General features: G+C 72.7%; 12 protein-coding genes. 2 read left to right on the top strand and 10 right to left on the bottom strand.

Translation table 11 applies throughout. The features are described 5' to 3' along the window. Nucleotide 1: 1 nt before the first annotated feature. The gene (locus HD593_RS10260; RefSeq protein WP_185101947.1) at nucleotides 2-925 is read right to left on the bottom strand and encodes an alpha/beta hydrolase; all 924 of its coding nucleotides are present in this window, start codon (nucleotides 923-925) and stop codon (nucleotides 2-4) included. Nucleotides 926-937: 12 nt separating this feature from the next. Next, nucleotides 938-1,594: an alanyl-tRNA editing protein gene (locus tag HD593_RS10255; RefSeq protein WP_185101946.1), complete on the bottom strand. Its 657-nt coding sequence runs from the start codon at nucleotides 1,592-1,594 to the stop codon at nucleotides 938-940. Between the two features lie 161 nt (nucleotides 1,595-1,755). On the opposite strand from HD593_RS10255, the gene HD593_RS10250 reads away from it, so the two are divergent. Next, entirely contained in the window at nucleotides 1,756-2,691 is a 936-nt protein-coding gene (locus HD593_RS10250) for a LysR family transcriptional regulator (protein WP_185101945.1), read from the top strand. Here HD593_RS10250 and HD593_RS10245 read toward each other — a convergent pair. From HD593_RS10245 to HD593_RS10235, 3 genes are read right to left on the bottom strand one after another with little or no spacing between them, the layout of a single operon-like run. After that, on the bottom strand, nucleotides 2,661-3,185 hold the full coding sequence (locus HD593_RS10245; RefSeq protein WP_185101944.1) for a DUF3105 domain-containing protein: 525 nt from the start codon (nucleotides 3,183-3,185) through the stop codon (nucleotides 2,661-2,663). The two genes, HD593_RS10250 and HD593_RS10245, sit on opposite strands and share 31 nt — an antisense overlap. 41 nt (nucleotides 3,186-3,226) lie before the next feature. Further along, a complete protein-coding gene (locus HD593_RS10240) occupies nucleotides 3,227-3,712 on the bottom strand; it encodes a hypothetical protein (protein WP_185101943.1) in 486 nt (161 codons plus the stop codon). Nucleotides 3,713-3,730: 18 nt separating this feature from the next. Continuing rightward, on the bottom strand, nucleotides 3,731-4,327 hold the full coding sequence (locus tag HD593_RS10235; protein WP_185101942.1) for an LmbU family transcriptional regulator: 597 nt from the start codon (nucleotides 4,325-4,327) through the stop codon (nucleotides 3,731-3,733). Between the two features lie 305 nt (nucleotides 4,328-4,632). Between HD593_RS10235 and HD593_RS10230 the strand changes: the two genes are divergently transcribed. Beyond that, a complete protein-coding gene (locus tag HD593_RS10230) occupies nucleotides 4,633-5,472 on the top strand; it encodes an AfsR/SARP family transcriptional regulator (protein ID WP_185101941.1) in 840 nt (279 codons plus the stop codon). Between the two features lie 3 nt (nucleotides 5,473-5,475). Here the strand turns inward: HD593_RS10230 and HD593_RS10225 are convergent, their stop codons facing one another. The 5 genes from HD593_RS10225 to HD593_RS10205 form a co-directional block, all read right to left on the bottom strand. Continuing rightward, entirely contained in the window at nucleotides 5,476-8,364 is a 2,889-nt protein-coding gene (locus HD593_RS10225; RefSeq protein ID WP_185101940.1) for a thiopeptide-type bacteriocin biosynthesis protein, read from the bottom strand. Nucleotides 8,365-8,371: 7 nt separating this feature from the next. Then, nucleotides 8,372-10,921: an ABC transporter permease gene (locus HD593_RS10220; RefSeq protein ID WP_185101939.1), complete on the bottom strand. Its 2,550-nt coding sequence runs from the start codon at nucleotides 10,919-10,921 to the stop codon at nucleotides 8,372-8,374. Beyond that, nucleotides 10,921-11,655 (bottom strand): ABC transporter ATP-binding protein, encoded by a 735-nt coding sequence (locus HD593_RS10215; RefSeq protein ID WP_185101938.1) that lies wholly within the window; start codon nucleotides 11,653-11,655, stop codon nucleotides 10,921-10,923. Before HD593_RS10215 ends, HD593_RS10220 begins: the two co-directional genes overlap by 1 nt. 67 nt (nucleotides 11,656-11,722) lie before the next feature. Continuing rightward, nucleotides 11,723-12,232 carry a flavin reductase family protein gene (locus tag HD593_RS10210; RefSeq protein ID WP_185101937.1) on the bottom strand — a complete coding sequence of 170 codons (510 nt, stop codon included), beginning with the start codon at nucleotides 12,230-12,232 and terminating at the stop codon, nucleotides 11,723-11,725. Continuing rightward, nucleotides 12,229-15,135: a lantibiotic dehydratase gene (locus HD593_RS10205; protein WP_185101936.1), complete on the bottom strand. Its 2,907-nt coding sequence runs from the start codon at nucleotides 15,133-15,135 to the stop codon at nucleotides 12,229-12,231. The genes HD593_RS10210 and HD593_RS10205 overlap by 4 nt, the downstream gene beginning before the upstream one ends.

Here is a 15,135-nt window from a genome sequence, read left to right as displayed (position 1 = left end):
GTTAACCGGCGGTGCGGCGGAGAAAGTCACCGACCGTGCGCAGGGCGTCGGCCGCCTGGCCGATGACGCCGGTGAAGCGGGCGAACCCGTGAATCTGCCCGGGGAAATGCGCGCGCTCGACGGGCACGCCGAGCGACTCCAGGCGCGCCGCGTACTCCTCGGCCTCACTGCGCAGCGGGTCGAATCCGGCGGTGAGCAGCAGGGTGGGCGGCGTACGCTCCAGCGGCCCGTCCAGCGGGCTGACCGGCTCCCCCGCCGCGCTGGGGTCGGCGGGCAGGTACTGGTCCCAGAACCAGCGCAGGGTCTCGGTCTCCAGGTAGTAGCCCTTGGCGTACGTCAGCGCCGACTCCCTGTTCAGCAGGGGGTCGATGACCGGGTAGATCAGCGCCTGCGCGCGGACCGACTCCGGCTCCGACTGGGCGAGCAGGGTTGCGAGATGGGCGCCCGAGCTGTCCCCCGCCACCGCCACCGGCTCTCCCCCGGCCTGCTCGCGCACGGCCCAGGCGAGGCAGGAGCGGGCCTGCCGCAGCTGCGTGGGGTGCCGCGCGCCGGGGGCGAGGGTGTAGGCGACCGAGATCACGGTCGTTCCCGAGCGGTTGGCCAGCGCGCGGCAGAGCGTGTCGTAGGTGTCGAGCGTGCCCAGGACCCAGCCGCCGCCGTGCAGGTAGAGCGTGACGCCCCGGGCGCCCGCCGGGCGGTAGAGGCGTACCGGCACCCCGGACACCGTGGTGTCATCGACCTCGGCGACCGGCTCGCCGGGGCCGGCGAGTGCGGGCGCCGAGCGGCAGTGCGCCTGCCTGGCCTGCTCGGGGGTGCCCGCGTGCGGCGGCGGCGCGCCCGCGGCCGCGATCCGCCGCAGCAGCGCCGCGGCGTCCGGGTCCAGGCCGGGGTCCAGGCTGGGGTCCAGATCAAGGTCCGGGTCCATGGGAGCCTCCGATCATGTCCTCGTGTGCGCGGCGTCGTAGCCGATGCGCAGGCGGCCGGACTTGGCCTTGATGGAGCGGATCGTGACCTCGGCCAGCATCCCGAGGTGCGGCACGTGGGTGCCGCCGCACAGGTCGGTGCCCAGGCCCCTGATCGTGACCGCGCGCTGGCCCTCGTGGCTGGAGCTGGTGACGGGCAGCTCCTCGCGGATCGCCGCCGCGATGCCCTCCTCCAGGAACTCCGCCAGGCCCTCCTTGGCCACCTCGCGGCCATCCAGCAGGTACTCGACCCGCGCCTGGCCGGGGAAGTGGCTGTTGCCGACGTGACACAGGCCGAACCGCCTGGCCAGCGCGTCGATGAGATGACCGGCCGTGTGGAGGGCGGCGTGCAGCCTGCGCAGGCCGGGGTCGATGGACACGGTGACCATGTCGCCGACGCGCGGCGCGTCCTCGGGAGCGCAGTCGAGGTCGAGCACCACGACGGAATCTCCGGCCCGGCGGGGCCGCGCGTTGACGCCGTCGACCGTACCCTGGTCACTGGGTTGGCCGCCGCCCTGCGGGTGGAAGATGTTGTCGTTCAGGGTCACCCACGGGGCGGACCTGTCGGCGTCCACAATCTGTGTGACGACGTCGAGCAGGTAGGTGTCGGAAAGATATAGCTGTTTCTGCATCGTTCTCCGCAAGATGTTGGCCCTTTGGAGGCGGCGCGCGGAATTGATGCCCGGGGGCAGTTGCGCGACGGCTTGATTATCGCAATGACAGGTTAAGCATGGCTGGCGAAAGGCTCCGAGCAGTACTTACAATCCCTTGCGACGCCCTATAAGGAGGGTTTATGCAGGATCTCAATCGGCTCGCCACGCTCATCGCTGTCTCCGAGACGGGATCTATCTCGAAGGCGGCGGCTCGCCTCGGGTACACGCCTCCGGCGCTGTCCCAGCACCTGGCGAAACTCGAGCGTGACGTGGGCATGGTCCTGCTCGTGCGATCCAGTCGTGGCGTCGAGTTGACCCAGGCGGGGCAGACCCTGCTCGTCTACGCGCGGCAGGTGATGCACATCCTGGACGAGGCCCGCAGCGCGCTCGCCGAGGTGGCCGGGCTGACCGAGGGCAGGATCCGCATCGGCAGTTTCACCACCGCGGGAGTCCACCTGTTACCGCAGGCGGTGCTGAGGTTCCGCCGCAACTATCCGAACATCCACACCAGCATCCACGAGTACGAGCCGCCCACGGGCGACACGGCGCTCATCAACGGCGAGATCGACGTGCTGCTGACCCACGTCTACGAGCACGGCCCGGTCAGCGAGCTGCCGCCGTCCCTGGAGTCGGAGACGGTGCTGGTGGAGGCCCTGTACGCGGTGATGTCCGCCGACCACGAGGCCGCCAGGGAGCCCGGCCCGCTCGCGCCGCGCGAGCTGGCCCGCTGGCCGCTGGTGACGGGGCCGCGCGGGTTCGCCAACCGGGAGGCGCTGGAGACGTACTTCGCGGCGGAGGGGATGGGCCCGCCGAAGATCGCGCTGGAGACCGGCAACTACGCGATGGCCACGTCGCTGGCGGTGTCGGGCTCGGCGCTGGCGCTCGTGCCCACGATGTCGCTGCCCACCGGCCACTCCTCGGAGATCGTGATCAGGAGGCTGGCGGAGCCGGGCCTGTCACGCCAGATCCTGCTGGTCTGGCGCTCCTTCGACACGCCGCCCGGCCTCGGCACGATCCGCCAGTTCATCCGCGATCGCTGCCGCGACTACGCCGAGGAGGGCTCTCCCGTCCCCTGAGTGCACGGCGCGCCCGGCTCGGGCGCGAGCTCCGGGTTCATCGTGAACCTGCGGATGAACTCGGGCAGCCGCTTGTCCGCGGCACCGTCCAGGACCAGCTGGCGGTTCCACGAGCTGACCACGACCTCGGCCGGCAGGCCGGGGTACGGGCTCAGCAGCAGGTAGTCCCTGGCTGCCAGCTTCTTCAGCAGCTCCAGCTCGGCCGGGGGCAGCCCCGGCCGGTAGGTGATCCAGACCGCCCCGTGCTCCAGCGTGTGCACCCCGTGCTCGTCGCCGATGGGCTGGTCGTAGATGCCGCAGTTCTGCCAGACGGGGTTGTGCGGGCCGCCGACCGGCGGGGTCTCCCGGTAGGCGATCTCGCCTTCGAGGTGCTGCCCGCCGGCGTAGTCGTAGACCCGCTCGCCCAGTGACGGCTCGGCCGCGCTCCTGGCGACGGCGAACGCCGCCACGGCCAGCACGGCGATCCCGCCCGCGGCCCACGCGATGACGCGCATCCGGCTCTCCTTCCCGGGCGTTGCGCCCGCACGTACGAGGCTCATGGCCGTCGGTCGTCGTCGAAGCCGGGTGCCGTCCCGGCGGGCGGGCACGGTGGCCTCGCCCGGGGGTCGGCGCCGGGCGGCAGCCATCGTGCGGCGTAGGCCCCGAGCGCCGCGGTGACCAGGTGTGGCTCGTCGGTCCCGAGCGCGTCGAGGACCAGGGCGAGCGCGCGGTCCCCCAGCTCGTCGCCGAGCAGCGCCAGCGCCAGCAGCACGGCCCGCTTCTCGTCGGCGCCGCCCGCCCGGTACAGGGCCTCCACCTCCGCCGCCAGGTCGTCGCCGGTGAGCGGGAGCGCGGCCACGAGCAGCACGCGGGTCACGTCCTCGACGCCCCAGCCCTCGAACAGCGACGGCCCTCCGCCCCAGCGGCGGGCCGCGGCCGGGAAGATCGACCTGATGGCGCCCGGCTCCCTGGCGATCGACTCGCACGCCTCGTCGAAGGAGGGGGCGCTGGGCGCCACCGCGGCGAACCTCCCGGAGATCATGCCGCCGCCCGGGTGCGATCAGTCGGCATGGCACTGCACGGCGGCCCTGTTGAGCATGGCCACGATCCAGTCGCCGAGGTCGTGCCTGGCCCGGCCCGCCGCGCTCTCCCAGCGGGTACGCTGCTCCGCGCTGATCTCGATCCGCACCTGGACCTCGGCGGCGAGCTCGGCGAGCTGACGCTCGGCTGTCTCCCTGATGTGGGCGCGCAGGCGGTTGCGCGACCAGCCCAGCTCCTGGGCCCGGTCGAGCCATTCGTCCTGGAGGGGTTCCGGCAGCGCCGCGACCTCGGCGTGGTGCTGGAGGCTGAGCGACGCGCGCCGGCGCCCGGGGCTGAACTTCCTGGCCACCCACGCGTAGTTGCGCAGGGTCTGGTAGTCGAGCGAGGTCTCCTCGATGGCCCGCTGGTACCTGTCGGGGAAGCGGCGCTGCCCGTAGACCAGCCAGTCGCCGAGCCACCAGGTCGAGGAGTCGGAGATGCGCCAGATCTGCTGGCCTACCTTCTTCCAGGCCTCGATCGACATTTTCTTGGGAAGCGTCAGTGACGTTCTCCTGGTTTGCACCACACCGTCGATCGTGAGCCCGTCGCGCCGTGGACCGTTATTCAAGGTGGACATTTTCATCGGCCCCATACCGCCCCCAGTCACGGCAATTGTCTGCCGGTTCACAGCCTGCGCAACGGCCGCAAAGAGACGCCATACGAGCGCCACATATAACACCTATGGCCAGCTCGTGAGGGGTGCCTGCCATACGATTCCCGACTGAACCAGTAGGTTAGATTCTGAATAACAATCGCTTTCCACTGTCTCCATTGACAGGAAGACAGGCATGCACAACGATCAAGAATGTGGTCCACTATGCACCGGAAACCGGATTCGCACCCAACCGAGAAGGACCAGAATTGAGCACGCCTCATATCGGCTTGCTCGGTTCCATCGTGATCTGGCATGACAGGAAGGAGTTCAATCCAGGCCCTCCCAAGCAACGCGCGCTGCTGGCCGTTCTGTCGATGCGACTGGGTGAGGTGATCTCCAGGGACGAGCTGATCGACGCGATCTGGGGCGACCGCCCGCCCGCCACCGCCAGGAGCAGCCTGCACACCTACGTGGCCAACCTGCGCAGGCGGCTCACCCCGCGCCGCTCCCCCGACGGCTGGTCGCAGCCGCTGACCAGCAACCGGTCCGGCTACGTGCTGGACCTGTCACCCGGCGGCCTGGACGCCTGGCGCTTCGAGGACCTGCTGGCCCAGGCCAGGCAGGGCCGGCGCGGCCACGACGCCCGGACGGCCCTGGCCGGCTACGACCGCAGCCTGTCGATGTGGCGGGGCACCGCCCTGCTGGGCGCGCCCGGCCCGTTCGCCGAGGTGGAGCGGACCAGGCTCGCCGAACTACGGCTCATCGCCATGCAGGAGCGCCTGCTGCTCCTGCTCGAACTGGGGCGCCGCGTGGAAGCCCTCAACGACGTCACCGCGCTGGTGCACCAGCATCCGCTGAACGAGCACCTGCGCATCATGCAAATGATCATTTTGTGCCGCAGCGGCCGCCAGGCCGACGCGTTCAGGGTTTTCGAGGAAACGCAGCGGGCGCTCGCCGCCGAGCTCGGCATCGCACCCAGTTACGAGCTGCGGCTCTGCCACGAATGGATGCTGCGCGGCAATCCCGAGCTCGAACTCCGGGTCACCTCCATGCACATACCCGGCGCGGGACGACCGGCCGGCCATTACGGGGGCGTGCTGGCCGGGCAGCAGGGTCGCTGTCACTGAAATTCACGGGGACGGGGACGGGGATGAACAGCGCTCTCGCGCCATCAGCTCGCGAAGCTTGCGGACGGCCAGCTCGTACGCCAGGAATTCGAGCCTCCCGGCGTCGAATCTGAAGAGCCTGTTGAAATGCAGGCGCAGCACCGCTCCCAGAATGTCGCGCTGCGCCTGCACCGCCTCGCGAAAGGATCCGAGCGCCTCCAGGGGACGCGGATCGGGAACCGCTCCCGCCAGGTACGCGTCCAGCGCCGCCCGATGCTCCCGGTGGAACCTGCCGATCCTGTTGTCCGGCGAGGCGCCCGACAGTCCGAGGCCCGCCTGCCGCTCCCGCAGGAAACCGTGCCGGTCCTCATGGCCGCCGAACCAGAGCGAGCACCAGGCAAGGGCCGTCGACACCGCTTCGTACAGGCGCGCCTCCTCTCCCGGCGACGTGGCCAGGAACCGGGCCACGGCCGCGCTGTCCGCGTGGAAGAGCTCCTCCGCCCGCGCCAGGCAGGCGGGCCCGCCGAAGCGGGCGACCTCGGGCACGTGATCGTCCGACATCACCCGGGTGACCAGGCCCTCGGCTCGCAGCTCCCGCCCCAGCCCCGCCAGAGCGGCCAGGACCGTGTCACGCCGTCCCTCGCCCTCCGGCCGTACCCTGATCCCCACGTGCTGCCCGCGGTCGTCGTCGCGGGTGAAGTACCAGCCCGCCGCCACCTTCCGGTCCATCAGCCCGCCGACGGCCCGCGCCGCCCGGCCCACCACGGCGTCGGCCGCCGCGGGCCCCGCGTAGTACCTGACGTACACCCAGGACGAGCCCGCCGAGGGATCGTGGACGGCGACGGGGCCAGGGCGGCGGAGCGGCGTCCGCCTGGCGCGCAACGGCACCACGACCTCGCTGACGTGCCGGCCATCAGGGCCGGTCGCCGCGGGCCGTTCCACCTGCGGCAGCTCCACGACCGTCACGCTGTCCCCGGCGGCCAGGCAGGCCCGGATCGACCGCGCCGACCAGGTGTCGACCGGCAGGAGCTGGTCCGACTCGCCCACCCCGACCCATCGGCGCTCGCCGAGGCCCGGCAACGCCCCGCGCAGCACGGCGTCCGGCTCGGCCGCGCCCAGGACGGCCTCCACCTCGCCACCGGTCAGCCGCCAGCGCTCGGCCGAGACGATGGTCCTGCCGCAGGTCACCCGCGGCAGGTGGGGCAGCTCCAGGAACGGCCCCCACCGCCAGGCGAGGCTCCCCGGCGAGACGACCGCGGCCAGGAACCGGTAGATCGGGTCCAGGCCGTGGCCGAGCACGTTGTGCGCCGAGCTCAGCTCCACGATCACCTCGCGGCCGGAGACCCGGTCACGCAGCCGCCAGGTGTCCCCGTCCAGGCCGACGAGCAGCCGGTCCAGCCGCAAGGAGCCGCCGGCGGCGCCGGTCAGCGAGATCTGCTCCTCGAACAGGCGCGGGCGCAGGAGCTGGTTGCCCACCCGGCCGCCGGGTGCGTACACCAGCTCGGCGTGGATCGGCGCGCCGGGATCGTCGTCGGCGACCCAGGCCCGCATCCGTGCGGTCAGCTCGTCGTCGCCCAGGGCGAACCGGCTGAGCACGGCGGTCGACGTCCTGCGGTACCCGGCCATCAGGAGGCTGCGGTACCCGCCCTCGCGCTCGTCCAGCAGCGCGGCGTGCACCGCCGACACGCTGCCGCGCGCCGCCGCCGGGTAGCCCGCCAGGTCCACCGGACGCCCCTCCTTCAGCCAGTCGCGCAGCGCCTCGAACTGGACAGGGGACGGCGCGGGGGGCTCCCCTGGGCCAGAGGATTCGACGCCCGCCATGCGTGCCAGCCGGGACGCGTAGCGGTCGGCGCCCGGCAGGATGCCGTTCTCCAGGTCGAGGGCTTCCAGCAGGGGCACCTCGGCGTCGCCGTACCGGCCGCGGAACGTCTCGCGCACGCCGGCCAGGGGGTCGGCGGCCGGGAACATCAGCTCCAGCCTGCGCAGCGCGCCGTCCAGCTCGTCCACCGTCGCCCGGTCGACGGACGCCGACGTGGTGGCGATCCCGAGGTCGAGCTGGAAGCGCCGGTTCTCCTCAAGGTCGCGCAGCGCGGGCACGTCGCGCGTGGCGGCCTCCCAGCCCTTGTTCAGCCGGTCGCCCAGCCCGGGGTCCAGCGGGTGGTCGCCGCAGACGTCCGCGGACAGGGCGGTGACCGCCCCGGCCCGCGCGCGGTCGCCGACCCGGCCGAGCACGGCCGAGGCGAGGGCGGCGGGCTCGGTGCCCGGCCCGATCAGCCCGGTGGCCCGGTGCAGGATCCCGCCGTCCACGAGCCGGGCCACGAACGTGTGCAGCGCCTCCGGGGACGCGGCCGGCATCCGGGCGGCGAGCGCGTCGGCCAGCTCCTCCGCCGACGCCACCCCGTCACCGAGCACCTCCAGCAGCGCCGTGATCGCGGGGACCTCGCGAACGGTCACCACGTCGGCGCCGGCCCCGCCCGCCTGGGCGAACCGCAGGCCGTCCCCGGCGCGGCGCAGCGTCGGGTTCCGCCTGAGCGGCCACGCCCTCCTGTCGGACTCCCGCACGGCCTCGTGGACCAGGAGGTCGAGGACGCCGAAGTCGACGCGCACGCGCACGTGATGGCGTGACCTCCGGTCCAGCTCGATCCGCCGCTCGTCGCCCACGGTGGCGCAGGCGGTGCCGGCGAACAGGCCGTAGGGGGTGGCCCGCCCGCCCATCCTGCTGACGTACCGCAGGACCGCGTTCCCGGCCCGCTCCTCGGCAGAGGCGCGTTCCAGGAGTTGCGGGCTGGCGGCGAACCTGATGCAGGTGGTCACGAGCGGGTCCTCGACGTTCCCGGCGGCCACCAGCCGCTCCGCCTCCGCCACGCTGAGCAGCGCGACCCGCAACATCCCGAACTCGGGGCCCGTCGGCATCGCGGCCTCACTCCTTCCGCAGGGACTCCACGATCGGCGCGGTGGCGCTGCGGCGCGCGGGCAGCACCCCGGCCGCCATCCCGACCAGGACGCCGAGGGCGGCGAACGCCGCGACGAACGCCCCGGAGACCGCGAACCTGGCCTCGGAGACGATGGCCAGCGAGCGCGACAGCGCCCAGCCGCAGACGATTCCGAGCACGATGCCCACCCCCACGCCGAGCATGGACATCACCACGCTCTCGGCCGTCAGGGTCCTGCGCAGCTGGTCGCGCGTCATGCCGAGCGCCCGCAGGAGCCCGAACTCGCCGCGCCGCTCGGCGACCGACAGCGACATCGTGTTGGCCAGGCTGAAGAACGCGATCACCACGGACAGCCCGAGCAGGGCCAGCAGCAGCGTGCGCAGGGTCTCGACCGAGGTGTTCCACTGCCTGGCCGCCACAACCCTGCTCAGCGCCGCCACCGACGGGTATCCGGCGACGGCGGCGTCCACGGCCGCGCGCAGCCGGGGCTCGGCGACGCCGTTCGCGCCGCGCAGCAGCAGCACGGAGACCGGCTTGTCCGGCGCGATCCGCACGAAGTCGGGCTCGGCCATGGCCACCGGGCCGATCGGCGACAGCCCGTCGAGCAGCGCGACGACGCGCAGCTCCATCGCGATCCCCGTGGCGTCGGCGCGCACGTCGAGCACGTCACCGACGTCGATGCGCATGCGCTCGGCCAGCTTGCGCTCCAGCGCGATGCTCCCCGGGCCGAACCCGGCCAGCGTCCCGCGGGTCACGGCGCCCGGCGCCAGCTCGGCGACCTTCGGGTGCACGCCCTGCGGCCGCAGCAGCTCGCCCTTGACGACGATGTCGGCCCGGACCCCGCCCTGGCGGATGGGCACCAGCCCGCCGACCTGGGGGCTGCTCTCCAGTGCCGACTGCACCTTCGGGGGGATGGGCGCGTTGCCGCCCTCGGCCACCAGCGTGTAGTCGAAGGGGGAGTGCTTGGCGTAGCCGGCCTCGATGGAGGCCGCCATCGACGAGGTGAGCACGCTGACCAGCGTCACCAGGGTGAGTCCGATGATCAGCGCGGCGGTGGTCGTGGCCGACCTGGACGGGTTGCGCCTGATGTTCTCGACCGCGAGCCGTCCTGGCGTGCCGGTCAGCCGGCGCGCGCCGCGGCCGATCGCCCCGGCCAGCGGCGGGAGGTAGCGCGGCCCGGCGGCGAGCACGGCGACCAGCACCAGCGCGGCTCCCGCTCCGGTGAACACCAGCTCGGTCTGGCTGTCGTCGCCGGTGTCCGCGATGGCCACGCCGTAGCCCGCCAGGGCCAGCCCGGCGACGCCGGCGACGACGGCCAGCACGGCCGAGCGCCTGCGCCGCCCGGAGGCGGGCGCGGCGTGCGCCTCGCGCAGGGCGGCGACGGGCAGCACCCGTCCGGCCCGCAGCGCGGGGATCGCGGCGGCCACCAGCGTCATGCCGAGCCCGGTCAGCACCGCGAGGACCAGCGTGCCGGGACGGATGTCCAGCGCCGTGCCCGCCAGGTCGATGCCGTCGGCCATGTCGATGACCGTCCCCATCGCCGCGTGGGCCAGGCCGACGCCGATCGCCAGCCCCGCCGCCGACGCGAACAGCCCCACCAGGGCCGACTCGGCCAGCGCGGTGCGCAGCACCTGCCGCCTGGTGGCTCCGACGCACCGCAGCAGCGCCGTCTCCCTGAAGCGCTGGACGACGAGGATGGAGAAGGTGTTGTAGACGACGAAGCCGGAGATCAGGACGGAGATGAGGGCGAAGATGACGAGGCTGGAGATGAAGGCGTCCAGCGCGCTCAGCGCCTCGTTGGCCTCCATCCTGCGCACCTCCTCGCCGGTCAGCACGCCGTAACCGGATCCGAGCGCGGCGCGCAGCCGCGTGACCAGCTCCTCGGGGGTGACGCCCGGCTGGGCGAGCACGTCGATGCGGCCGACGGCCACCGCGTTGAGCACCACGGCCGCCCGCTCGTACGGCATGCCGACGATGGCCGTCGTGCCGTACTTGGCCAGCTTCGGCCCCGGCTGGACCAGCCCGGAGATCACGTAGGGGTCGGTGCCGCCGGCGGGGTCGGGCAGGCTGACGGTGGAGCCGATGGCCAGCCCGTGGGCGCGCGCGGTGATCTGGTCGAGCACCACCTCGTTCCTGGCGCTCGCCGCGCGGCCCGCGACCAGCCGTACCGGGCTCAGCCGCTCGTCGGCGGGGATGCCGGCGAGCACGCCCCTGTCCCCCTCGGCCGACAGGCGGCGGCCGTCGGGGCCGAGGACGGTCATCGCGCCGTAGAGGTCGCCTTCCGCCACGGCCACTCCGGGGACGGCGCGTACCCGGTCCACCAGCTCGCGGGGGACGGTGCGGGCCTGGCCGAGCCGCATCACGGCCGCGCTGAGCTGCGACGGGCTCTGGCTCAGGCTGTCGATCAGCGCGGTGCGCATGGTGTCGGTCACGATGAAGGTGCCGCAGACGAACGCCACGGCCAGCGCGACGCCGAGCGCCGACATCGCCAGGCGCGACCTGCGGACGACGACGTTGGCCCAGGCCAGCCTCAGCATCAGGCGGTCTCCAGCTTCCTCAGCGCGTCGACGAGCACCTCGACGGTGGGGTCCGGCAGGTCGGCGACGACGGCGCCGTCGACCAGGAACAGCGCCCGGTCGGCGTGGGCGGCCGCGATCGGGTCGTGGGTGACCATGACGACCGTCTGGCCGAGGGAGTCGACCGACTCGCGCAGGAACGTCAGCACCTCGGCGCCCGAGCGGGTGTCGAGGTTGCCGGTGGGCTCGTCGGCGAAGATCACGTCGGGCTTGGTGAGCAGGGCGCGGGCGCACGCGACCCGCTGCTGCTGTCCGCCGGACAGCTGGCTGGGCCGGTGCCCGAGCCTGTCGCGCAGGCCGAGGCGGTCGACGACGAGGTCGAACCAGTCGCGGTCCGGTGCCGCGCCGTCGAGGTCGAAGGGCAGCAGGATATTCTGCTCGGCGGTGAGCGTGGGCATCAGGTTGAACGACTGGAAAACGAATCCGATTCTTTTTCTGCGGACCACGCTGAGCTCTTTGTCGGATAACGCGGTGAGCTCGATATCGCCCAGCCGGATTGTCCCCTCATCGACGTGGTCCAGCCCCGCCAGGCAATGCAGCAACGAGGATTTGCCCGATCCGGAAGGCCCCATGACCACGGTGAACGCACCCTTGCCCAGCTCGACGTCGACGCGGGCGAGCGCCGTGACGGACGCGTCCCCCACGCCGTAACGTTTCACCAGACCGGTGGCCGAAATAGCCATTGTGCTGCTCATGAAAAGGGTCTCCTTCGATGGGGGACGGGGCATCGGTGATCGTCCCAGGACTCGGATAAGGAGTCCGTCAGCCGGGCCAGACGGAGTAACGGCTGAGCCCTCTCAACAATGGCGTGGCCCGCCCGTCGCCGAGCCGTACTCCCGTCACCGCGCCGACCACGATGACGTGGTCGCCGCCCGGGTGGATCTCCCGCAGCTCGCACTCCGCCACGGCGTGCGCGTGCTCCCGCAACCACGGGAGCGACCACGGCCCCGTCGGATGCCACGGCACGGCGTCGAACCGTTCGGAGCGGGGCGTGGCGAAGATCTCGGCCACCTGCCTGCCGCTCTCGCCCAGCAGGTTGACCGCGAAGGCGCCGTGCGCGCGCAGCGCGCCGAGCGTTCCGCTGGCCCTGTTGACGCACACCAGCAGGAGGGGCGGCGCCAGCGACAGGCTGCACAGCGACGAGCAGGTGAACCCGAGGGGTTTGCCCGCCGCGTCCAGCGTCGTGACCACCGCGACCCCGGTCGGGAACGAGCTCATGAACGTCCTGAACTCGCCCCCGTCCAGCTCCTGCACGGCCGGCTGGATCTTCATCTCGGCTCCCCTGTCCGCCCGCGAGCCAGGTACTCGCGGAGCTTGCGCATGGCCAGCTCGCAGGCCAGGAACTCCAGCCGACGGGAGTCCACGGCCAGCAGCCTGTTGCAGTGCATGTGGAGGGTGGAGCTGGCCACCGCGAACAGCGCGGACCGCTCCGGTGCCGCCGCCGCGAGCGCGTCCCCGAACGCGGCCAGCCGCTCCCGCAGGACGGGATCGAAGGTGGCCTCCGCCAGGTACGCGTCGAGCCGGGCTCGGTGGTTGCGGAAGAAGACGCCCTGCGGGTTGCCCGTCTTCTCGAAGGAGAGCACCAGCCCGCTCTGCCGCCAGCGCAGGAAGTCGTGCGCGGTCCCGTCGTCGCCGAACAGGGTCCGCGACCAGGACAGCATGTCGGCCACGAGCTGGTAGAGCCGCTCGCTCTCGTCGGGCGCCGCGGCCGCGTGGCCGGCGACGGCGTCGCTGTCCGCGGTGAACAGCGCCTCGGCCGCCGGCAGGCAGGCGGCTCCGCCGTACCGGGTGACCTCGGGCACGTAGTCGTCCATCACGGACCTGACCACCAGGCCGCGCTCCCGCAGCGCGGTGGCGAGGCCGTCCATGGCGGAGATGACCGCCGCCCGGTGCTCCGCGCCGGCCGGCCGCATGCGGACGCGGACGTGGAAGCCCTCCTCGTGGTACCTGACGAAGAACCAGTCGGTGACGGCGCCGGCCTGCCTGAGCCGCGCCGACAGCGCGTGCGCCTCGGCGATGACCGCGTCGGCGGCCGAGGAGCCGCAGTAGTACTTGAAGTAGACCCACGACCTGCCGGCCCGCGGGTCGTGGGGCGCGGCCGCGCGGGCCGCCCTGCGGTACGGCGTGCCGGGCCGCAGCGGCACCACCAGCTCGGTGACGTGCCGTCCCGACGGCCCGCGCGAGGCGGGGCTCTCCACGTGCGGCATCTCGGTCAGCGCCACCTTGGCGTCGCGCGCGTACCGGGTGAGGCAGACCCGCACCGACTCGGCGGAGTCGAGGTCCACCGCCAGGACGCGGTCGTCGTCGCCGACGCCGACCCACCTGCGCTCGCCGAAGCCGTCGAGCAGGCGGCGGAGCTGCTCGCCCGGCCGGGGCGAGGCCAGCGCCCTGGACAGGTCGGCCCCGCCGACCGTCCACGTCTCCGGCGAGACCACCACCTTGCCGCAGGTCACCCTGGGCAGGTGGGACAGCCGTTGCAGCGCCCCCCACGACCAGCCGATCGCGCCGGGCGAGACGAGCATGCCGAGGAAGCTGTAGATGGGGTCCATGCCGCTGGCGGCGACGTTGTGCGCGGCGTTCATCTCCACGACGACGTCGCGGCCCGTCACCGAGTCGCGCAGCCGGATGGCGTCACCTTCGAGGCGGACGCGCAGCCGGTCGAGCGACAGGGAGCCGGTGCCCGCGCCCGACAGCGCGATCTCGTCCTCCAGCAGCTTGGGCCTGATCAGCACGTTGCTGATCCTGATGCCCGGCGAGTAGACGAGCTCGGCGTGGATGGGCGCCTCGCCGCCGTCCTGGTACGGCTCCGCCCAGGCGTGCAGGTCGGCCGTCCTGTCCTCGCGGCCGAAGGCGAACCGGCTGATCAGCGCCATCGAGCTGCGCTGGTAACCGGCCCGCAGCATGCTGTGGTAGCGGCCCTCGAAGTCGTCGAGCAGCGCGGCGAGCAGGCCGCGGGCCGAGCAGGCGGGCGCCATCGGCAGGTCGCTCAGGTCGACCACGCGCTCGCCGTTGATCCACCGGTTGAGCACCTTGTAGACCTCGACGGGCACCTCGGAGCCGCCGTGCCCGTGCGGACGCTGGATCCGCGCCGACTCCGCCAGCCGCGACGACTCGCGCTCGGCGGACCAGAGCACGCCGTTCTCCAGGTCGAGCACGTCGAGCAGGGGCGCCTCCGTGTCCTCGTACCGCTTGCGGAACGCGGCGCGGAACATCGGCAGGTACTCGTTGTCGGGGAAGACGAGCTGCAGCCGCCGTACGGCGTCGGTGAGGTCGGTGACGGTGGCCCGGTCGAGCGTGGCCTCGCGGGTGGCGATGTCGAGATCGAGGTGGAAGCGGCGGTTCTGCGGGAAGTCACGCAGCGCCGGCATGCGCTCGGCCGCCCGCTCCCACGCGGTGTTGAGCCTGCCGATGAGGCCGGTGTCGAGCGGCCGTTCGCCGCACGCCTCGGCCGAGAGCCCGGCGAGCACGTCGGCCGACTCCTGGTCGCCCATGCCGTCGAGGATCGACAGCGCGAGCGCGGCGGGCTCGTCGCCCGGCCTGATGAGGTCGATGGCCCGGTGCAGCACGTCGCCGTCGACGAGCTTGCCGACGAAGTCGCGCAGCGCCTCGCGGGAGGTGCCGGCGAAGTGCGCCTCCAGCCCGTCGAGCAGCTCGCCCGCCCGTACGCTCTTGTCGCCGACCGCGCCCAGCACGGCCTCGATGGCGGGAGTGGCCCGCAGCGTCACCACGTCGGAGGTGCTGTCGCCCGACTTGGTGTAGCGCAGCCCGCCCGCGCTCCTGCGCAGCGTGCGGTTGCGCCTGATGGGCCAGCCTTCCAGCCCCGCGGCCATCATCGCCTCGAGCACGATGCGCTGCAGCACCTCGAAGTCCAGCCTGACCTGCGCGCTGTGCTGATCCTTGCCCGCGATCTCCAGCTTCCGCTCCGCCCCGACGCGGGCGTGGGCGGTGCCCGCGAACAGCCCGTACGGGGTGGCCCTGCCGCCCATGCGGGTGATGTAGCGCAGCATGGTGTCGCGCGGCCGGTCGGCGGGGTCACTGGTGCCCGTCCCCGGCGAACCCCACGCCAGGTCCACGGCCATGGTCACCAGCGGGTCGTCGCCGTTCCCGGCGACCAGCGCGCCCGCCTCCTCCACGCTGAGCAGCGCCACGCGCAACATCCCGAACTCGTGGGCCAT

The organism is Nonomuraea rubra (assembly GCF_014207985.1).
Classification (GTDB): Bacteria; Actinomycetota; Actinomycetes; order Streptosporangiales; family Streptosporangiaceae; genus Nonomuraea; species Nonomuraea rubra.
This window is presented reverse-complemented; position numbering and strand designations above follow the sequence as displayed.